This window comes from Methylocystis sp. S23 (assembly GCF_054106005.1).
This window is the reverse complement of record NZ_CM134185.1, coordinates 2604584-2625014: the sequence shown is the minus strand read 5'-3', so window position 1 is coordinate 2625014 and position 20431 is coordinate 2604584. Positions and strand designations below refer to the sequence as shown.

The window sequence follows — 20431 nt, the reverse complement described above, 5'->3', positions numbered from 1 at the left end:
TGCTCAGGCTAAGAATCACGCCTTATGCTGCGTTTTGACGGCGCTGCCAATACCCCTTCCACTGGCGCGATACAGGATGTGCCAGCGCCGCCGCCGTCACCATCAAATATTGCTCGCCATTGCTGACGCGGCGGTGATCCTCGCGCCAAGCCATCTCGCGGGCGTAGGCGTTCAGATGGGGGCCGCTCAGATGATGGTGATGGCCCATCTCCGCGCGGCGGATGCGGGAGAAGAAGCTCTCGGCCTGATTGGTGCACGCGCCTTCCGTCGAATAGGCATACTGGTGGTTTATCCGCTTCGTCAGGAAGATGGCGTGGAGCTTGTCCCAATGCGCGGCTTCGTCGGCATGAACGACGGCGTTCGGAGCCACGCGCTCCGCAATCGTCTCGACAGCTTCGCCCTCTGACTTGAAGACGAAGGGGAGCGTGCGGCCCTTGCGCTCGCGCATGACAACGACAACGCGGCGCTTGCCGTTCTGGTTCTTGGCCAGACGGCGGTCAATGCGGTTTTCCTTGTAGTTGGCGGGGCGGAGATGACCGCCGACATAGCAGCCGTCAACCTCGACCTCGCCGGCCGGCTGGACATTCTCGACTTCGGCGGAAAGCGCCTCGCGGATTTTGTGGGCGAGGACGAAGGCCGTCTTGTATTGCACGTTTAGATCGCGGGAGAGCGCCAGCGCGCTCTTGCCCTTCACCTCATTGACGAAGATCGCGATGGCCAAGAGGTAGTCGCGAACGGGAAGCTTGCGGCTGGCGAAGATGGTCCCGCTCGTCACCGAGAACTGGCCTTCACAGCCCTTGCACTTGAAGATCGGGCGCGACTTGTAGGCATAGACGGCCATGCAGCCGCAATGCGGGCAAACCGGCTGGCCTTCCGTGGCGCTCCAACGGATCAGGCGGAAGGCGTCGCGGGCTTCTTCCTCCGACATGCGCGCGACCTTCGCCAGCGAAAGCGAGCGGGCGGCGGTGGAAAGGAGGAAGTGCTGAGCCATTTGCGTCTGTCAAACGATTTTCGTTAGACATGACGATAAGCGTCATGGTTTTAGGTGTCAATAACGATTTTCGTTCGTCTTGACGTTTTTCTCCTATGGCGCTATCTGTGTCGCATGACTCCTGCACAGTGCCGCGCAGCTCGCGGATTTCTCGATATTTCGCAAGACGACTTGGCGAAAGCCGCGAACGTGGGGCTTTCGACGGTTCGGAATTTTGAAAAAGGCCGGAGCGTTCCGATCGGGAATAATCTAGCGGCAATGAAAGCTGTTCTGGAGGCACGCGGCATTCTCTTCGTGAATGGAGATGAGGCAGACGGCGTGCTGCTCAACCACGGCCCGACCGAAAAGGACGCCGTGCACTAGACGGAATCGCTAGATTCCTGTAAGGAAAACGGTGGAGACGGGGGGAGTCGAACCCCAGGGGGAGACGCTGCAAATCGTTCCCTGGCCCGGCCAACCGTCCCCAAGTGGTGGAGATGGAGGGACTTGCACCCTCGGGCCGACAGGTGGGTAGCCGACAGCCCGCACTATGCCATCCCCGGAAGTGGGCTCAGACGTTCATTCGTCTGAGCCCTTTTTAATTGGCTTTGTTCATCTCGCCCCCATCGGTTATCGGCGGCCCAAACACCTCATACGCTGACGGCGCATATCTTCCGTCAGGATATTGCTGCAATCGACCTCCCTTGGTAATGTTCATCAGAGTCGTGTGGAAGGCGCGCCCATCGCGATAGCCCGCCTCTTCTGCGGCGGCGCGAAGCTCTTCTTTTTCGAGCGCGCCGCAGGTTCGGACCTTCGCAACTAGGAAATCACCAAGCGGGATTGTCGGGGCGGAGCGCGCCGTAAAAAGCGGCAGCGCGCTTGCACGATGGTCTTCGATTGAGAGAAGCTGCTTCAGCGCCGCCCGCTCCGCCGCGATGCTGCGTAGCGCACTATTATGAGCGGAATCCAGCCGCTCCCGCTCCGCTTGGTAGCTCATCATCTGATCAAGTTCAGCGCCGTCTAAAGCTGCGAGGCGCTCCCGCAAGTCATTCCGAATGTCGCGCAAGTTCGCGAATCCCGTTCTCGTCGTCTGATTGGACTCATAGCGCCATTCGTCCAAAATGGGAAAGGCGAATGGGCCCCATTCCTGTGGACAAACTCCGTCTGAGAGAAGAACGTATTCAAAAGCAAGATGATACGCATAGGTGAATGGCTGTGGATTTGGCTAGGCCATTGCTCGCGTTGGGGAGATCGGCGAAGCGCTGGGATTAACGCCACGCATCGCCTCGACCGCAGCCGGCGGAGCTTGCATAGATCGCGGGGGTAGCTAAGCTTATGAGCGCAAGCATTGCTGCTTGCTTTCATAAGGAGAATTAAATGAAAAAGATTGCGATCATTCTGGCGTGCCTCTTCGCCTCAACAGCTGTTTCCTTCGCTGCGTGCGACCACGCGGAGGACCGGGCTAGCGATGGATCACGTTGTGGCGGGCGCGCGGCCGACCAGCGAAGCGGCGGCCGCTAATAAAAGCGAAAGGGGGTGGGCATAGGCCCACCCCCCTGCTCTTAATATAATACCGAGCCTGATAAGAGCTTGAAATTGTTACCAGGTGTGTTTGCTACCTAATACCGCGGAAATGGTTCGACGTGCCGCCGAGGAAGATCGGCAGGCCGAGCGCCGCCAGGCCCTTGTTGTAGACGTCGAAAAGCGCCGCATATTCCAGCGCGAACAGCCCCGTCATCCAGTTCAGCGCGCCATTGTCGATCACAAGGCTCGCCTGCAGGCAGGCGACGCTTTCGGGCGCGGCGGCGAAGAGCGCAGCGGCGCGGCGGAGTTGGCGCCCGTCGGGAATGTCTTCCGCGTCATAGACCGCGACGAGCGCGCCGCGCGCAAGCGGCATGGCGATGTTGAGCGCGCGCGGCTTGGTGCGCGGCGCTCCTTCGGGCGCGACGACGATCTCATGGGGCGCGCGCGGCGGAGAAGCGCGCAGCGCCGCCGCCGTCGCCTCGTCGTCGCATTCGACCACGAACTTCACATCGAGCTTGGCGCGCGGATAGTCGAAACGGTCGATGGCGCGCGCGAGCTGGCGCGCGACCGCCGCCTCCCGGTAGAGCGCGATCACCACCGTATAGACAGGCAGCCGCGCATCCTCGATCCAGCCGGGCGGCTCGTCTCGCGCGAAGCTTGCCGCGCAGGCGCCGAGCCGCAGAAGGACGCTTGCGAGAAAAGCCCCCGCAAGCGCGAAGGCGACGGCGAGGCGCGCCGGTTCGAAAGGCGCGAAGACGCAGGCGACCGCGCCGGCCAGAACCGCCGTCGCGACCGCAAGCGGACCTCGCCGCAGCGAGCCGCGAACGCAGAGATCCCGATCGACGCGCTCGGCCGAAAAGCTTGCGGCGCGGGCGATCTCGGGCGGATAGGCGGCGCGCAGCGTTTCCGAAAATCTGGCGCGGGTCGTCACCGCAAAGAGCGGCCGTCCCTTGGCGGCGCGCGCGACGCTCATCAGGCGGAAGATTTCCGTGCCGGCGGGCGCGAAAAGCCAGCGCAGGCCGTCTTTTTCGTCTCGCAGCCGCACATAGCCCGCGCTCGCCGTCGCGAAGGCGCCCGGCGCGAGCGCGATGTCCGAGTCCAGGTAATCCACGCGCAGATGGTCGGCGAGCGCGCGGTAGAAGATCTCCTCCGCGACGACGCCCTCGGCGATCAGCACGGCGTCGGCCGAAACGCCCTGCCGGCGCGCGACCGAAGCGGCGTAATGCAGCGCCTCGACGGGAACGCCGTAATTGGCGAGAAAGGCGATTTCAACCGGCGGCGGGCGCGGCGCGCTCTCACGGACATCGGCGGAGCGCCGCGCCGATAGGGATTCACCCGAGCCGCGCTGACGAAAGCTGCGCGCCGCGCGCCCACGAGGGGAAGGATCGACGGGAAAAGGGTCGACCGGCGCCATGCTCATGAACTAAAAACTCGACGAAGGAATGCGCAGCTCGAACGTGACTATTCACCCGAAGCGGCGATTTCGCAACAACCGAATTGACGGCCCGTCCAGCCTTCGGGAGCGCCCATGCGTCGATTTCATCAGAGCGCCCGCGCCGCCGGTTTCGCCCTTCTCCTGACGACCGCCGCCGCCGCGGCCGATCCGGCCGCCACCCAAGCCCCGTCGCCGCCGTCCTTTTTCGATCCGCATCACCCGTTGCAGAAACCGGATCTGTCGCGCGTGAAGCAGATCCGCTTTCTGACGGAAGACGATTTTCCGCCCTTCAATTTTCTGCTCGGGGACGGGCAGCTCGCCGGCTTCAACGTCGATCTCGCCCGCGCCATCTGCGCGGAGCTCGATGTGCCCTGTAGCATTCAGCGGCGGAGCTGGGAGCTTCTGATCCCGGCGCTCGACGACAATAGCGGCGACGCGGTCATCGCCTCGCTCGCCATCAATGCGGAGACGCGCAGAAAGGTCGATTTCTCCGCGCCCTATTTCATGACGCCCGGCCGTTTTGCGATGCTCGCGGACACGACGCTCGCCTCCGCCACGCCGGAGGCGATCGGCGACCGCAAGGTCGCCGTGGTGGCGGGCTCGCGCCACGAGGCCTTTCTCGCGGCCCTCTATCCGAAAGCGGAGCGCGTGACCTTCGAAACCCCCGGGCTTGCGCGCAACGCGCTCAAGAACGGCAAGGTCTCCGCCCATTTCGGCGACGCGATCGGCCTCGCCTTCTGGCTGAACGGCGCCGAGGCCGGCGGCTGCTGTCGCTTCAAGGACGGGCCCTTCACCGATCCACGCTTCTTTGGAGAGGGCGTCGGCGTCGCGGTCAAAAAAGGCAATGAGCCGCTGCGGCGCGCGCTCGATTTCGCCCTCGCGCGGCTCGACCGGCGCGGCGTCTTCGGCGAGCTCTATCTGAAATATTTTCCGATCGGGCCGTTTTAGGGCGCGCCGACGCTAAGCCCGCTCGAGCAGCTCCGCGATCGCGGCGCGGACCGCGCCGATCGCGGCGATCAGCCCCGCTCGAAGCTCCGCTTCATCCGACCCGCGGCCCCGTAACGCGGCTTCATAGGCGTCGGCCGCCGCGCCGAGACCGAACGCGCCGATCGCTCGCGCCGAGCCTTTGAGCGTATGCGCGAGATCGGCCCGGGAAACAATGTCGGAAGGGCGCCCGGGCTCGGCGAGCCGCGCCGCGAATTGTCCCGCTTGCCGATCGAAAAGCGACAAAAGCTCCGTTTCGAGGGCGTGATCGCCAAAGGTCTGCTGGGAGAGATGAACGAGATCGAGAACAGGCGCCCGGCCCCGCTTTTCGCCCGGACCTTGCCGATCGCCCGCATGGTTAACAGCCCCGGCCTTCGCCATTTCTCCGCTCCAGTCTTGCGCAACGAGGCTCGCAACCCTTGAAATCGCCGCGCTTACAAAGTTATGTGGCAGGCGCTCGGGCGCCGTCGAGCCTGTTGCGCGATAAGAATCCCCCGCACTTCTGAAGCCCGCGTTAACGAAGTTTCGGATTACGCCCCGCGCCCGTGTTTCAATTGCAAGGCATGGGCTGTAAGATTTGGTTAATCTTTTGGCCGCCCGCATCTTCGGGGCGATTGGTGCGGCGCGTCGCGTGGCCGCTCGGAGAGTTTGGCGATGTCGAAATCGGGCAAGATTCAGGACGCGGCCTCGGCCGCTCTTTCCGCCATCGAGGAGGCGCTCGACCTCGGCGCCCCCCCGGCGGCGGAGGGCGGCGCGCCCAGGACCGAGGAGTCCTGGGCCGATCCCGCGCCCGCAACCGCCGATTCCGAGACAAAGGCCCTCAATATGGGCCAGGCCATGTCGCGCAAGGCCGAAGCGCGCGAGACGCCCAAGCCGCCGCCGCTGATGCCGCCCTCCATCGCGCCCGCCAATGACGACCGCCGCACCGTCGGCGAATTGCGCGCCGCGCTGCAGATCGCCCCAAATCGCGGCATCATGGCGATGACCTTCGCCTCGATCGCCTTGTGGGCGGTATGCTGGATTCTCTATGTCTATTTCCACCAGGGCGAGATTCTCGACGCCGACGGCTCCTTCCTGGCGCCGAAGCCCATACTGACCATCGCCGCCCTCGTCGGCCCGACCATATTTCTCTTCATCACGGGCCTGATGGCGCGGCGCGCGCATGAGATGCGCCTCATCGCCAATTCGATGACGGAAGTCGCGATCCGCCTGATCGAGCCCGAGACCATCGCCACGGAACAGGTCGTCTCTCTCTCGCAGGCGATCCGCCGCGAGGCGGCGTCGATGGGCGACGGCATCGAGCGCGCTTTGTCGCGCGCCGGCGAGCTCGAAGTAATCGTTCGCACCGAAGTCACCAATCTCGAACGCTCCTATACGGAGAATGAGCGCCGCATCCGCCTGCTCATCGACGAATTGACGCGCGAGCGCGAGGCGATCGTCGTCAACGCCGACAACGCCCGCTCGGCGCTGTTCGGCGCGCGCGACGCGCTCTCGCAAGAGCTCGCCGCGACCTCCGCCCATCTCGCCGAGGCGGTGAGCGACGCGGGCGCCCGCGTCACCTCGTCGCTCGGCACGAAGGGCGAGGAGATCAAGCTCGCATTGGAGAAAGCGGGCGACAATTTCGAATCGACCCTCGCCTCTCACGGCGACAGGGTCGTCGGCGTCCTTACGCAGACGGGCGACGCGGTCGCGCAGCAGATCGCCGGCGCGAGCGACGACGTCACGCGGCGCTTCACCGACGGCGTGACCGAGGTCGGCGCCAAGCTGCAGGCTGCGGGCGACGCGCTGTCGGTCGATTTCGGCATGCGCGGCGCGACGATCCTCGAGCGCTTCGAGGAGCTCGGGTCGACCTTCGCCGACTCCATCGGCAGCCAGGGCGACCGCCTCGTCGTGCGCCTCGCCGAGACGGGCGGCGTCATCAACGAAGCCATCTCGACGCATGGCGGCGCGCTCGACAAATCCCTCGCCGAAACTTCGAGCCAGCTGGCGACGAACGTCGCCGAACAGGTCGCAAAGGCCCGGAGCACGTTTGACGGCGCCGAAGCGCGCCTCCTGGGCCTCATGGAGGAAAGCAATCTCAGGGCGCATCAGGAATTCGAGGAGCGCGGCAAGGCGATCCACGAGTCGCTCACGCGCAGCCTGAGCGAAACGGCCTTTTCTCTCGTCGAGCAGGCCGACACGCTGCAGCAGCGTTTCGCCAATCTCGCGAGCGACGCCGTTTCCGCCCTTGGCTCGCACAGCGACCGCGTGAACGAGACGCTCGCCGAACGGCTCGATAATTTCGAGCGCATGGTGTTCAAGCGCGGCGAAGCCATGATCGACCGCGTGACCGAGCGCGGCGGCCAGCTTGAGACGACGCTGGCCGAGCGCCTCGCCGCCTTCGAGGACGCCGTGGTGAAGAACAGCGCCGATGCGGCGCTGCGCGTCGCCGAGCATGGCGACCGCGTGAGCGCGGCGCTGAGCGAAGGCCTCGCAATATTCGAGGAAACCTTCACCCGCCAGGGCGCCGAGATGGCCGTCCGCGTCGCCGAGCATACGGAGAAGACCTCCGCCGAGCTGACGGGACGGCTCGCCGAATTCGAGAACGTCTTCGCCTCGCGGGGCGACGAACTCGCGGCGCGCGTCACGGAGCATGGCTATCGCGCGACCAACACGCTCAATTCTCGCCTCGCCGAATTCCAGGAGGCGCTCGCCCGCAGCACGGAGGACGTCGCCTCGCGCGTATCGGAGCACGCCGAACTCGCCGCGACGGCCGTCATGAGCCGCCTCGCCGCCTTCGAGGACGCGCTCGCGCAGCGCAGCGACGACATCGGCGCGCGCGTCGCGGAGCATAGCGAACGCGCGACGACGACTCTCGCCGAGCGCCTCGCCGCTTTCGAGACCGCCATGCTCTCGCAGACCGAGGCCGTCGCGTCGCGCGTCGCCGAGACCGGCGAGCGCGCGGCCGGCGACATCGCCGGGCAGGTGGCGGCCTTCGAATCCGCCGTGGCCGTCCGGAGCGAGGATATCGTCGCGCGCGTTTCCGAGCATGGCGCGCGCGCCGCCGCGAATTTCGCCGAACAGCTCGCGAATTTCGAGGCGACCGTCGCGCAGAGGGGAGACGAGCTGACCGCGCGCGTCGCGGAGCATGGCGAACGCTCGGCCTCGACGCTTACGGAACAGCTCGCCGCCTTCCAGGAAGCGGTCGTGTCGCATACCGAGCAGGTCGCGAGCCGCGTGGCGGAGGAAAGCGCCAGGGCGACCGGCGAGCTCACGCGCCATGTCGAAGCTTTCGAGACCGCCGTCGCGCGGCGCGGCGACGAGGTCGCGGCGCGCGTGGCGGAACATGGCGACCGCGCGCTCAACAATCTTTCGGTCGGCCTCGCTTCCTTCGAGGACGCCGTTCTCCAGCGCAGCGAATCCGTCGCGGCGCGCCTCTCCGAGCAGGGCGACCGCGCTTCTTCGGAGATCCTGCAGCAGATCGCGGCGTTCGAAGCCGCCGTCGCGCGCCACGGCTCGGACATCTCCTCCCGCGTCGCGGAGCATGGCGAGCGCGCCACGACGGTCCTCGCCGACCGCCTCGCCGCCTTCGAGGAAAGCTTCACCCAGCGCGGCGCCGACGTCGCGGCCCGCGTCGTCGCCGAGGGCGCGCGCGCCGCCGCGCTCGTCTCCGATCAGCTTTCGGCTTTCGAGGGCGCCGTCGCCGAACATGGCGAGGAGCTGTCGAACCGCGTCTCGGAACAAGGCGAGCGCGCGCGCATCCTGCTCGCGGAGCAGCTTGCGGCCTTCGAGGAGAACGTCGTCCGCCACGCCAGGGACGTCGCCGAGGCGGTCGCGCGCCATGGCGACGGCGCGGCCGCGGATCTCTCCGGACGGATCGCGGCCTTCGAAGAGACCGTCGCGCGCAGCCGCGAAGAAGTCGCCGCGCTCGTCTCGACCCATGGCGAGCGCGCGACGGCCGAGCTCACGCGCCAGATCGCCGCCCTGGAAGAGACCGTCTCGCGCAGCAGCGAGGAAGTCGCCAATCTCGTATCCTCGCATGGCGAACGCGCGACGGCGGAGCTTTCGCGCCAGATCGCGGCTTTCGAGGAGACCGTCGCGCGCGGCAGCGAGGACGTCGCCAATCTCGTCTCCTCGCATGGCGAGCGCGCGACGGCGGAGCTTTCGCGCCAGATCGTGGCTTTCGAGGAGACCGTCGCGCGCGGCGGCGAGGAAGTCGCCAATCTCGTCTCGACTCATGGCGAGCGCGCCACGAATGAGATCACGCGCCAGATCGCCTCGCTCGAAGAGATCGTCGCGAAGAAGAGCGAGGAGGCCACGGCCCGCGTCGCCGAGCAGGGCGACCGCGCGCTCAACAATCTTTCGGTCGGCCTCGCTTCCTTCGAGGACGCCATTCTGCGCCAGAGCGAAACCGTCACATCGCGCGTCGCGCAACATGGCGAGCAGGCGATGGCCGCGGTTACGGAAGGCCTTGCGGCCTTCGCCGAGGCGGTCGCCCGGCATGGCGGCGAAGCGGCGGCGCGCGTCGCGTCCAAGAGCGAAGAGGTCAACGCCGCCTTCGCGCAAGGCCTCGCGGCCTTCGAAGACACCTTCCTGCGCCAGGGCGACGAGATCGCCCAGCGCGTCCTCGACCAGACGATGTCGACCGGCGAGGATCTCGCCGCGCGCCTGCAGGCTTTCGAGAACGCGGTGAAGCAGCTCAACGCCGAAACCGCGCGACGCATCGAGGACGAGAGCGCGCGCATTTCCGGGACGCTCACCACCGGCGTCGGCGCCTTCGAGGCGTCGGTCCGCCGCCATAGCGAAAACGTCTCCGCGCTCGTTTCGGAACATGCGAAGCGCGTCGACGACCTGCTCGGCGAGCGCATGACCGCGCTCGAAAACGCCGGCATGCTCGTCGCCCAAACCGTGGAGGAGACGCGCGAGCGCGCCTTGCAGGAATTCGAGACGAGCGGCGCCGCTTTGCGCGAGACGCTGCAGCGCAGCGTCGCCGAAGCGACGACCGCTCTCGCCCAGAATTCCGAGACGATGCAGGAGCGCTTCGCCACGACCGCGGGCGATGCGGTGGTGGCGATCGCCACGCAGGGCGAGCGTTTGAACGAAGCCCTCGCCGAGCGCCTCGTCGCCTTCGAGAACGCCGTCCTCGAACAGGGCAAGGACGTCGTGGTGTCGCTCGCGGAGCATGGCGAGCGCATCGCCACGACGCTCGGGACTCAGCTCGGGCAGTTCGAAAACGCGCTGCTGCGCGACGGCTCGGCCATCGCCGACCGCGTCGCCCAGCACGCGTCGCAGCTCAGCGCCGACGTCGCCCAGCGCCTGGACGTCATCGAAGAGGTGATCGGCGGACGCGGCGGCGAGCTCGTGCAGAATCTCGCCGCGCGCACCGACGACGCGGATGCGCGCATCGGCGCGCAGGCGGAAAAATTCGTGGCGAGCGTCGACGACCGCCTCAACGCCATCGACCAGACGCTGGCGACGCAGGGCGGCGCGCTGGTCGAGCGCCTCGCCGCGCAGGCGGATCATTTCGTCTCGCGCATCGGCGACAATTCGCGCCACTTCGCGCAGGAGGTCGACGCGCGCCTCTCGGCGCTCGACGACGCCGTTTCCTTGCGCGGCGCGACGCTCGTGGAGCAAATCGCGGCGCAGACCGATCAATTCGCCGACCGCATCGGCGCGAGCGCGCAGCAGCTCTCCGCCGAGCTCGAGACAAAGATGGACGCGCTCGACCGGACGGTGAACGTGCATGGCGGCGCGCTCGTCGACAAGCTCGCCGAGCAGGCCGACCATATCGCCACGCGCATCGACGATCGCTCGCAGCAGCTCCATGCCTCGCTCGACGCAAAGCTCGAGTCGATCGATCAGACGATGAACGCTCAGGGCGGCGCCTTCGTCGACAAGCTCGCCGAGCAGGTCGACCAGTTCGCCGCGCGCATCGGCGACAATTCGCGCCACTTCGCGCATGAGATCGACACGCGTCTCGAGACCATCGACGACGCGATCTCCGTGCGCGGCGGCAGGCTGGTGAGCGAGCTCGACGCAACGACCGTCGCCGCCTTCTCGCGTCTGAGCGAGCAGGTCGGCAAGCTGGCCGGCGAGGTCAGCTCCAAGCTCGACGCCATCGACCATACGATTGGCGAGAAGGGCGAGCGGCTCGTCGAAAAGCTCGGCGCGCGCGCCGACGACATCGCGGCCGTCATGTCGAGCAAGATCGAAGCTTTCGAGAATGTCAGCGACGCCCGCACGCGGGAGGCGGCCGAGCGCATCGAGGCGCTGGTGCGGCACATGGACGCCGGGCTCGGCGCCGGCGGCCAGAAGCTGCAGGAGTCGCTCGCCAGTCACGCGCTCGAAGTGGCGCGCGTCATGGGCGAAGGCGGCCGCGAGGTCGTCCAGACGCTCGAAGAGAAGCTCAAGGACGTCGACTCCGTGCTGCTCAACCGCTCCACGGAGATCGCGCGGACGCTCGACTCCAAGGCGGCCGAGATCAACGACACGCTCGGGGGTCGCGCCAGGGACCTGGCCGACACGCTCGACGGCCGCATCGAGCTTTTCGAGAAGAATGTCGTCGAGCGCCTCGGCGCCGTCTCGACGGAGATCGACGAGCGCGGCCGCAACGTCATCGACTCGGTCAGCGCGCGCCTGCAGGACATCAACCACACGCTGGCCGAGGCGCGCCGCGAGCTGGACACGACTCTCCACGCCCGCACCGGCGATCTCGGCCAGGCGCTCGCGGAGCGCGTCGGCGAGATCAGCGGCGCGCTGGACTCGCGCCTGTCACAGATCCAGACCGCGCTGGACGAGCGGCTCGCGCAGATCGAGACGACCCTCGGCGAACGCGGCGGCGCGGTGACGAGCGAGCTCACCAGCGTCGGCGAATTGATCGCCAAGACGATCGAGACGCGCGGCGCGGCGATCGTCCGCCATCTCGGCGACAAGCGCGAGGAGCTGTCACAGGCGGTCGACCGGTCGACGGCGTCCCTGACCGAGGCGCTCGACGCCGGCGCGCAGACTTCGATCGGCGCGCTCGTCGCGATGAACGACAAGATCCGCGCGGAGCTGCCGACGCTGCTCGACAAGCTCGGCCAGACCAATACGTCGCTGCACGCCGTCATCGACAAGACGGGCGGCAATCTCGTCAATCTGGAGCGCGAGCTCGGCAGGCGCCTCGCCGACTTCCAGGAAGCGATCCGCATCGTCTCGGAGCAGGTGCGGCAGATCAGCGACGTCGCGAGCGGCACGGTCAGCGATGCGCACAACATCGCCGACGCGCTGGGCGAGCGCCAGCAGACGCTGGCGCAGAGCGCGGCGCAACTGGCGCAGAGCCAGCAGGCGCTGGACGCCGCCTTCGAGGCGCGCCGCCACACGCTCGAAAAGCTCGTCTCGCTCGTCGAGGGCAAGCGCTCCGAGGTCGAGGACGTGCTGGCGGGCTTCACGCAGCGTATGGAGGATACGTTCCGCGCGATCGAGACGCGCTCCTACGACATTGGCGGCGCGCTCTCGGCGACCACCGAAGAGACGGCGAATATGGTCGAGACGCGCTTCGCCCATATCCGTTCGGCCGCCGAAGGCCAGCGCGCGCAGACCGAGCAGGCGCTGCGCGCCGCCTTCTCCCAGGCGAATGAGGAGATCAACCGCCTGTTCAACGAGGCGAGCGCGCGCTTCCAATCGACGGCCGAGGAAATTCGCGGCCTCTCCCGCGAGATTCATCGCGAGCTGGAAGAGACCCGCGAGGAGGTGCGCCGCGGCGCCACCGAGCTGCCGCGCGAGACCGCCGAACAGGCGGCGGCGCTGCGCCGCGTCGTGGGCGATCAGGTGAAGGCGCTGAACGAGCTCACCGACATCGTCGCCCGCTCCGGCCGCGTCTATGACGTCGCCGAGCAGGCGCCGCCTGTCGCGCGCCGCGCGTTCGAGCCGGCCCCGCGCGCCGAGCCGCCGAAGCCGCGTCTCGCCGCCGCGCCGCCTCCGCCGCCCGCCCCCGCCCCGCGCATTGTCGAGCCCGCGCGCGATGCGCAGGGCGGCTGGCTGAGCGACCTGCTGGCCCGCGCCTCGCGCGACGAGGCGCCCCAAAAGCCCGCGATGCAGCCCGCGCCGCAAGGGCCTGCGCGTCCCGCCCGCCAGGCGAATGCGGGCGCGCTGGACAGCCTCACGCTCGACATCGCCCGCATGGTCGACAACGCCGCCGTGGCGGAGCTGTGGCGCCGCTATCAGCGCGGCGAGAAGGGCGGGCTCTTTGGCCGCCGGCTCTACACCGCGCAAGGTCACCAGACCTTCGAGGAAATCCGCCGCCGCTATCGCATCGATCCGGAGTTCCGCGCGACGGTCGACCACTATGTGCGCCACTTCGAGGATCTGCTGATCGAGACGAGCCGCGGCGACCGGGATGGCTCCAAGGCGCTCGACCTGCTGACCGGCGACGCCGGCAAGGTCTACACCATGCTCGGCCACGCCGCCGGCCGCTTCGACTGATCGACGGCGACGCAACGGGCGCGGGACTTCCCCGCGCCTTCAGACGGCTGACGCCCCTCGCGCTTCGAGACGCCTGCTGCGCAAATCGGGCCTCAGCATGAGGGGACTCTACATCTGCGCCAATCACTTAGGCCTCATCCTGAGGAGCGGGCGAAGCTCGCCTCTCGAAGGACGAGGCCGCCCTCGGAGGTTGTCGACAAACCGTGGGCGCGGGACTTCCCGCGCCCTTCTCGTTTACGCCAGCGCGTCCATCGCCTTCTCGAAGGCCTCTTCGGCTTTCAAATTTTCGAGGTCCCGGCCGAGCGTCGCGACGGCGAGCTTCCGGTCCCCCTTGTAATAGGCGACCGTGCAGGCGCCCGACGCCGGATCGCCGGAAATTTCATGGCGATCCCATCCCGGCGCATGGCCGACATAGGCGATGGTCTGATCGTAATGCTGGCTCCAGAAGAAGGGCGCGGCGTCGAAGCGCTCTTTGCGGCCCAGCATGTTGCGCGCCGCCGTCTGCCCCTGGCGCTCGGCCACGACCCAATGCTCGACGCGGATGGCTTCCCCCGTGATCTTGTCCGGCCAGCGGGCGATGTCGCCCGCCGCATAGACGTCCGGCGCGCTGGTCATGAGATATTCGTCGACCAACACGCCCTTGTCGGTCGCGAGCCCCGCCGACTCCGCCAGCGCCAGATTGGGCCGCACGCCGACTCCGATCACAACGAAATCCGCCGGCAGCGCGCCGCCCTTTCCGAGCGTGAGGCCTCCCTCCCCGATCTCGGTCGCCGTATCTTCAAGATGGAAGACGACGCCGTGATCCTCATGCAGCTTCTTCACATGGGCGCCGAGCTCGGGCCCCAATATGCGAGCCATTGGAACGGCCTCCGGCGCGACGACATGGACTTCGAGTCCGCGCCCGCGCAGCGAGGCGGCGACCTCGAGGCCGATGAAGCTCGCGCCGATCACGGCGGCGCGTCTCGCCCCCGCGCTGGCGGCGATGATGCGGTCGGCGTCGGCGACGCTGCGAAGGTAAAAGACGTTTGGCCGGTCCGCGCCCGGAATGGGCAGGCGCACGGGTTCGGCTCCGGTTGCGAGCAGCAGCGCGTCGAAGGAGATCGCCTCGCCCCCGTCGAGCGTCAGCCGCTTGGCGACGGGATCGAGCGATTCGACCTTCCGCCCAAGGCGCAGCAGCACGCCATGGTCGCGATACCAGGCGGGATCGCGCAAAGGCAGCCATTCGGGCTGGGCCGTTCCCGCGAGATAGTCCTTGGAGAGGTTCGGCCGGTCATAGGGCGGCGCCACATCGGCGCCGATCACCTCGATCACCCCGTCATAGCCCTCGGCCCGCAGCGAATGGGCGGCGGCGAAGCCCGCGGCGCCCGCCCCGACGATGGCGACCGATCTCGGCGCGCGCGCCGGCGCGGGCTTGGCCTCGGCGGCCTCGATCTTCTCGCGGGCGTAGATTTTCCCGTCGGCTTGCTCCGCCCGCCATCTCTGGAGCGCGTCGAAGGCCGGGGCGCGCAGGGCCTCGCCGCTGCGCAGGCTGAAACAAGCGTGATGCCAGGGACAGCGAACCGTCTCGCCGACGATCAAGCCCTCATTCAGCGGCCCGTGATAATGCGTGCAGAAGGCGCCGACCACAAAGACCTCGCCGCCGATGCGAGCCATGATCGCCGCCTCGCCCCCGACATGGCCGAGCAGCGGCGCGCCCGCCGCCAGCGCCGCCAATTCCACCCCCAAGGCGAAATCCTGTCCCCTATCTTGTCCGTTTTCCGACATTCCTGTCTCCCGCCCATTTTGCGGTCGTGAGCGCGACCGCCTCTCGTCAAGGTGGGATAAGGAAGGCGACGGGCAAGCGCCAGCCGGGCTGACCTCAGCGAATCAACCCTTCATGGCGTCAAGGCTCCGCTCCCTCTCAGGGCCGCCTTCGCGCCGGGGATGGTTAACAGAGAGGAAATCTAGGACCACCGGAGGCTCGCCAAATTGTGACATTACCGCCACATCCGCGGACACAAATAGGCTAAAAGCCCAGTTTTGCTCACTGAATAGGCATTTGCGTCCGAGTTGAGCTTGAATGAGCGCGGCCGTGAGTTTGATATTCTTCCAGGTTTCGCCTCCAAATGGAGTTCCTGGCATGAAGTGGTACTATCTCCCCGTCGTGACCGCGGCGTCCCTCGCAGCCAATATGGCTATGGCGGCCGACATCGCCGCCAACAAGAAAGCGCCTGCGGCCCCGCCGCCGCCGCCGGCCTGGATCGATACGCTGACCGTCGACGGTTACGTCGAGGGCGGCATCGCCGTGAACTTCAATCAGCCCTTCAACAAGCTGAACTGGGGCCATCTTTATACGGACCGCGCCAACTGGCCGACCTTCAACGGCTTCGTCATCACCGCGCAGCGCCCGATCGACCCGAAGTCGGCGAATTACGATTTCGGCTTCAAGGCGCAGCTCCAGATCGGCGAGGACATGCGGTATAACCACTATACCGGCACCCTCGAATATGCGATCGCGGACCGCACCCAGATCGGCTTCCTGGAGGCGAACCTTCAGGCGCATCTTCCCTGGACGAGCTTCATCTCCGAGGGCGGCGTCGACCTGAAGGTCGGCCAATTCCCGACGTACAATGGCGCGGAAGTCATGTACGCCAAGGACAACCTCTTCTACAGCCATTCCTATATCTTCAATTTCGGGCCCTTCATTCACACCGGCGCGATGGTCACGACCCATGTCCGCGACTGGCTCGACATCTATACCGGCGTCACCACCGGCGTGAACACGGGCTTCCCGGGCTGGCCGGGCGACAACAACTCCTCGCCCTCCTTCCATGGCGGCTTCGGCCTCAACCTTCTGGACGGCAATCTGACCGTCATGGGCATCGTCCACCATGGTCCGGAAAACCCCGTCCAGCGCGGCAATCCGTTCCTGCCCTTCGCGCCGTTCCCGGGCGCCCTGGCGCTCACCTGGCCGAACACGCCGCTGGCCTGCGTCTGCGACCCGAACACGGCGAACCGCACCTTCACCAACCTGACCACGACCTGGAAGGTGACGGAGAATCTCACGCTCATCACCGACATCGCCTATAACCGCGAAAGCGGCTCCAACCCGATCTCGCAGACCGGCCTGTCGGCGGCGACGATCGCGGCGCTCGACGGAACCTTCGGCACCAACCTCGCCGGCGTGCCGCTGAAGCCGCAGGGCGCCGACTCCTACGCGGTCGCGCAATATGCGTCCTACAAGGTCAACGATATCTTCAAGATCAATGGCCGCGTCGAATATTATCGCGACAACAAGAACTTCTTCGTCGCCGCCTTCCCCGGCTACTATGACGCGGTCAACGCCTTCCACGGCTTCCCCTGCTACTCCTGCATCTTCCGTCCGGGCGGCCAGGGCACGAGCTATCTGGCGCTCACCGCCGGCGTGACGATCACGCCGGAGCTGCCGAAGCTGCCGATCATCACCGGCCTGATCATCCGTCCGGAATTCCGTTGGGATACGGCCGTCAACGGCACGACGCCCTTCTTCCGCGGCGTCAATGGCGCGGGCAACGGCCTGAGCCGTTCGCAGGGCATGTTCAACATGGACGTGATCATCCCCTTCTCGCTGCTCTGAGCGTAAGAAGATCGGGCCGCCCGCGGGCGGCCTCCCAAGCGAAAAAGCCGGCGGTTTCGACCCGCCGGCTTTTTTTCGTTTCGGCTCCCGACAGGATTATTGCGGCTGCTCCTCCGGCGGAGGCGCCTCGTCTTTCATCAGGATCTCGACATCCGCGTCCTTGGTGGACTGGACGCGGAATGTGTTCTGATAGGTCTTTCCCTCATGGCGGGCGATGGCGACATATTCGCCCTCCGCCAGAACGAGCGAGGGAAAGGCGCCGATCAATTCGCGGATGACGTCGCCGCCGGGCGTCAGCACGGAAAAGCTGGTGTTGGCGAGCGCCTCGCCGCCGGGCGCCTTGACCAGCTTCAGCGTTATGGCGGCGGCGTGATGCTTGAGCGTCGCCTCGATCAGCTTGCCGGCCGGCACCTTCAAATCGGCCGTGACCACCGAATTGGTGGCGTTGGCGCCGCCCTGCGCGCCCTGCCCGGTGTCGAGCAGCGTCGATACGATGTGATAGGCGCCCTCGGGCAGGCAGATCACCTCATCCGCCTTGGCGTTGGCGAGAACGAGCTTGGCTTCGGCATTGCCGCGCTCGGGCACATAGATCGAGATCGACAGGCGCTGCGCGGGAATCTTGCTCTCGCCGAGCATGTCCACGAGCTTGAGCCCGCCGGCGTTGAGCGGCAGCCGCTCCGAGACGTTGTGACCCTCGAGAACGATGCGGCGCGTGGCGCCGGCGAGCCCGTAGGCGGCGTGCACGATATAGGAACCGTCCGGCAGCGGGAAAGTGGGCGTCGCGTCGTCCGATTGCGCGACGAGCTTGTGGGAGCCGTCGGGCTGCGCGGCCTCCTCGAAGACGCGCCAGAGGACGCCTGAACGCACGGGCTGCGAATCGGCGGCGCCCAGCGTCGCGCCAAGGCGCAGGCTCGACATGCCTTCCGTATCGGCGGGAGCGGCCGGAGCGGACGGGCCCGATTGCGCGGGACCCGCCTGCGGAGCCGCCGGGTGGCCGCGCCGCGCGAGCGCAGGCGTCGCCGGCAGCGTCAACAGGGCGACGAGGAAGGAGGAGCCGGCCTTGCGGAGCGTTCTCTTGTTCATCGCCAGTTCTATGGCGCGGATCGTGGCCTTTTGTCGATCACGTCCCATGAAAGGCGCGCTCTACGGCGTCCATCTGCGCCGCCGATCGGGCGATCATCCCCGCAAAGCCCTCTCGCCGGGCGGCGGCGCAAGCGGCGTCCAGCGCCGCGCCCGCAAGGTCGGGCGCAAAGTCGAACGCCGCCGCGCCCGCGGCGGCGGCGGCGAGCAAAAGAAGCCCGCGCGCCATCCGCCGCGCCCCCTCGCCGCCGGGCAGCGGCGTCGCATCCATCGCCAGACCGATCAGCCGCGTCGAGGCGCCCTTATAGCCGCCGAGCGCAAAGACCGACGCGGGAGTCTGCGCCGCGAGCGCGACGACCCCGACCGCCCCCGCCGGAAGCCCCGCCTCCGCCTCGTGAACGGCGAGCTTGGCGGAAACCCGCTGCAGATGCGCGCGCCCCTCGCAGGCTTCGAGAAAGACGCCGTCGAGCCCGGGACGGACGAGCGCGGCGAGGTCGGCGTCGATCGCGACGTCCGACGCCGGCGCGACCTGGACAAACAGGCGCGGCCGATCGCTTGAAGCGCGCGCGCGCTCGATGACGCCGCGCGCCCATATCCTGTCCGCCGCGCGCGCCTCGCCTTCTCCCAGGCGCAGGAGCAGCGCCGGGGCGCCGCTCGTCGGCGCGTCGCACGATCCGCGCATGTGCGGAGAAAGAACGAGAAAAGAACGCATGCCGCTCCGCTTTTCCCAAGCGCCGCCGCGCCCCCTTAAGTCAGAATTTACCATAAATCGCCATAATCCTTTTACGTAAGCGGGGCGGGCGCCGGATGGGATAAGGCCCGGCCAACGCGGCCGCGGCGGGAATCCCGCGCCCCTTGTTACGTAAGCCGGTGCGTTAACGGAGGTCGAAGGCGTCCCATGATCGTGCGTAATTTCCTGTCTTGGGCGCAGACGGCCAATGCGGCGCAGCGCGCGGAAGGCGCCGGCGCGCTGGCGCGCGCTTATCTCTACTCCGAGCTCGAGTCGCAGGAGCGGCGCGCGGCCGAAATCGCGCTGATGTCGCTGCTCGACGACCCGTCGCCGCTGGTGCGCCGCGCGCTCTCGGATAATTTCGCCAGCGCCGTCGACGCCCCCCGCGCGCTCGTCTCCGCGCTCGCCAGCGACCAGTCCGACGTCGCAACCCCCATATTGTCGCGCTCGCCCCTGCTCAGCGAGGCTGAACTCATCGACTGCGCCGCGATCGGCGACGCCTTCGCGCAAAGCGCCATCGCGCTGCGCGCCCGCGTGCCGGCCGGGGTCTGCGCGGCCCTTGCGGAGATCGGCGGACGCGAAACGGCGATCTCGCTCGCGGTCAATCCCGGCGCCGACCTTCCCGAATTCTCCATGCGCCGCATGATCGAGCGCTTCGGCGACGATGGCGAGATGCGCGAGGCGCTGCTCTCGCGTCCCTGGCTGCCGGCCACCGTGCGCAACGATCTCGTCAATGCGGCCGCCGCCGCGCTGTCAGCCTTCGTGGTCGATTGCGGCTGGCTCGCCAATGAGCGCGCCGAACGCCTCTCGCGCGAGGAGCGCGACAAGGCCAATGTCATCATCGTCGCGGAAGCCGCCGAGCATGACGGCCGCCACGGCGTGCGCGAACTCGTCGCGCATCTGCGCGCCTCGCGCCAGCTCACGGCGAGCCTCGCGCTGCGCGCGCTGCTCTCGGACAATCGCGATCTCTTCGAGGCGGCGCTGGTCGAGCTGTCGGGCCTGCACGAGGACAAGGTGGCGGGCCTTGTGCGCGACTTCCGCGGCGCCGGCTTCGCGGCGCTCTACCAGCGCGCCGGCCTGCCCGAAAAATTCCTGCCCGCCTTCCGCGCCGCGCTCGAAGCGCAGCGCGAATATGGCGATATGCATGAGAGGGAAGCGCGCCTCTCGCTCGTGATGATTGAACGCGTGCTCACGGCCTGCGAGGAGATCAATGGCGGCGAGCTCGACAGGTTGATGGCGCTGCTGCGCCGCTTCGAGATGGAGGCCGCGCTGGAGGAAGCCCGCGCCGAGGCCGCCCGTCTGGCGGCGGAGGCGCAAGCGCCCTCCGTCTCGGCGCCCGCGACCCACATCGTGATCGACACGGCGCCGATCATCGACATGGCCGCCTTCGAGGCGGAGCTGATGCAGGCCGCGGCGTAGCGGCGCGACCCACGCCAGCGCCCGCCGTCATTGCGAGCGAAGCGAAGCAATCCAGAGCCACATCACGGCCCTGGATTGCTTCGTCGCTACGCTTCTCGCAATGACGGGAAATAGCCGGGCGAGCGCGCTCAATAGCGGAGCCGATGCGGGCGGGCGTAGCGGGGCGAACAGGCGCGACCGCACAGGAACGACCACCGTCATTGCGAGCGGAGCGAAGCAATCCAGAGCCACATCGCGGCCCTGGATTGCTTC

12 protein-coding genes are annotated in these 20431 nt (G+C 67.3%); 5 read left to right on the top strand and 7 right to left on the bottom strand.

What is annotated here, in order from left to right; translation table 11 throughout:
- Window positions 1–22: 22 nt before the first annotated feature.
- Window positions 23–991 carry an IS1595 family transposase gene (locus ACV7JP_RS12830; RefSeq protein WP_457796066.1) on the bottom strand — a complete coding sequence of 323 codons (969 nt, stop codon included), beginning with the start codon at window positions 989–991 and terminating at the stop codon, window positions 23–25.
- Window positions 992–1162: 171 nt separating this feature from the next.
- Here ACV7JP_RS12830 and ACV7JP_RS12825 point away from each other — a divergent pair, with 171 nt between their 5' ends.
- Window positions 1163–1354: a hypothetical protein gene (locus ACV7JP_RS12825; RefSeq protein ID WP_457796065.1), complete on the top strand. Its 192-nt coding sequence runs from the start codon at window positions 1163–1165 to the stop codon at window positions 1352–1354.
- A gap of 214 nt (window positions 1355–1568) precedes the next feature.
- On the opposite strand, the gene ACV7JP_RS12820 is transcribed toward ACV7JP_RS12825, so the two are convergent.
- Window positions 1569–2036: a hypothetical protein gene (locus tag ACV7JP_RS12820; protein ID WP_457796064.1), complete on the bottom strand. Its 468-nt coding sequence runs from the start codon at window positions 2034–2036 to the stop codon at window positions 1569–1571.
- Between the two features lie 549 nt (window positions 2037–2585).
- Complete coding sequence (locus tag ACV7JP_RS12815) at window positions 2586–3914, bottom strand: glycosyltransferase (RefSeq protein WP_457796063.1); 1329 nt, start codon at window positions 3912–3914, stop codon at window positions 2586–2588.
- Window positions 3915–4022: 108 nt separating this feature from the next.
- On the opposite strand from ACV7JP_RS12815, the gene ACV7JP_RS12810 reads away from it, so the two are divergent.
- A complete protein-coding gene (locus ACV7JP_RS12810) occupies window positions 4023–4877 on the top strand; it encodes a transporter substrate-binding domain-containing protein (protein ID WP_457796062.1) in 855 nt (284 codons plus the stop codon).
- A gap of 12 nt (window positions 4878–4889) precedes the next feature.
- On the opposite strand, the gene ACV7JP_RS12805 is transcribed toward ACV7JP_RS12810, so the two are convergent.
- Window positions 4890–5294 carry an Hpt domain-containing protein gene (locus tag ACV7JP_RS12805; RefSeq protein ID WP_457796061.1) on the bottom strand — a complete coding sequence of 135 codons (405 nt, stop codon included), beginning with the start codon at window positions 5292–5294 and terminating at the stop codon, window positions 4890–4892.
- Window positions 5295–5567: 273 nt separating this feature from the next.
- On the opposite strand from ACV7JP_RS12805, the gene ACV7JP_RS12800 reads away from it, so the two are divergent.
- Entirely contained in the window at window positions 5568–13355 is a 7788-nt protein-coding gene (locus tag ACV7JP_RS12800) for an apolipoprotein A-IV repeat region-like domain-containing protein (RefSeq protein ID WP_457796060.1), read from the top strand.
- A 234-nt stretch (window positions 13356–13589) separates the two neighbouring features.
- Here ACV7JP_RS12800 and ACV7JP_RS12795 read toward each other — a convergent pair whose 3' ends face one another.
- Window positions 13590–15119 carry an FAD-dependent oxidoreductase gene (locus tag ACV7JP_RS12795; RefSeq protein ID WP_457796059.1) on the bottom strand — a complete coding sequence of 510 codons (1530 nt, stop codon included), beginning with the start codon at window positions 15117–15119 and terminating at the stop codon, window positions 13590–13592.
- Window positions 15120–15474: 355 nt separating this feature from the next.
- On the opposite strand from ACV7JP_RS12795, the gene ACV7JP_RS12790 reads away from it, so the two are divergent.
- Window positions 15475–16950: an outer membrane beta-barrel protein gene (locus ACV7JP_RS12790; protein WP_457796058.1), complete on the top strand. Its 1476-nt coding sequence runs from the start codon at window positions 15475–15477 to the stop codon at window positions 16948–16950.
- Between the two features lie 96 nt (window positions 16951–17046).
- Here the strand turns inward: ACV7JP_RS12790 and ACV7JP_RS12785 are convergent, their stop codons facing one another.
- Window positions 17047–18033: a hypothetical protein gene (locus ACV7JP_RS12785; RefSeq protein WP_457796057.1), complete on the bottom strand. Its 987-nt coding sequence runs from the start codon at window positions 18031–18033 to the stop codon at window positions 17047–17049.
- Between the two features lie 37 nt (window positions 18034–18070).
- Window positions 18071–18742, bottom strand: a complete 672-nt coding sequence (locus tag ACV7JP_RS12780) for an aldolase/citrate lyase family protein (protein WP_457796056.1) — start codon at window positions 18740–18742, stop codon at window positions 18071–18073.
- Between the two features lie 186 nt (window positions 18743–18928).
- Between ACV7JP_RS12780 and ACV7JP_RS12775 the strand changes: the two genes are divergently transcribed.
- The gene (locus ACV7JP_RS12775) at window positions 18929–20179 is read left to right on the top strand and encodes a DUF2336 domain-containing protein (RefSeq protein WP_457796055.1); all 1251 of its coding nucleotides are present in this window, start codon (window positions 18929–18931) and stop codon (window positions 20177–20179) included.
- The last annotated feature ends 252 nt before the right edge of the window (window positions 20180–20431 follow it).

What these genes read in the sequence shown, in the direction of transcription:
- ACV7JP_RS12800 (WP_457796060.1), top strand. Translation starts at nt 5,568, where the DNA reads ATGTCGAAATCGGGCAAGATTCAGGACGCGGCCTCGGCCGCTCTTTCC.
- ACV7JP_RS12830 (WP_457796066.1), bottom strand. Translation starts at nt 991, where the DNA reads ATGGCTCAGCACTTCCTCCTTTCCACCGCCGCCCGCTCGCTTTCGCTG.
- ACV7JP_RS12785 (WP_457796057.1), bottom strand. Translation starts at nt 18,033, where the DNA reads ATGAACAAGAGAACGCTCCGCAAGGCCGGCTCCTCCTTCCTCGTCGCC.
- ACV7JP_RS12790 (WP_457796058.1), top strand. Translation starts at nt 15,475, where the DNA reads ATGAAGTGGTACTATCTCCCCGTCGTGACCGCGGCGTCCCTCGCAGCC.
- ACV7JP_RS12815 (WP_457796063.1), bottom strand. Translation starts at nt 3,914, where the DNA reads ATGAGCATGGCGCCGGTCGACCCTTTTCCCGTCGATCCTTCCCCTCGT.
- ACV7JP_RS12780 (WP_457796056.1), bottom strand. Translation starts at nt 18,742, where the DNA reads ATGCGTTCTTTTCTCGTTCTTTCTCCGCACATGCGCGGATCGTGCGAC.
- ACV7JP_RS12805 (WP_457796061.1), bottom strand. Translation starts at nt 5,294, where the DNA reads ATGGCGAAGGCCGGGGCTGTTAACCATGCGGGCGATCGGCAAGGTCCG.
- ACV7JP_RS12795 (WP_457796059.1), bottom strand. Translation starts at nt 15,119, where the DNA reads ATGTCGGAAAACGGACAAGATAGGGGACAGGATTTCGCCTTGGGGGTG.
- ACV7JP_RS12775 (WP_457796055.1), top strand. Translation starts at nt 18,929, where the DNA reads ATGATCGTGCGTAATTTCCTGTCTTGGGCGCAGACGGCCAATGCGGCG.
- ACV7JP_RS12810 (WP_457796062.1), top strand. Translation starts at nt 4,023, where the DNA reads ATGCGTCGATTTCATCAGAGCGCCCGCGCCGCCGGTTTCGCCCTTCTC.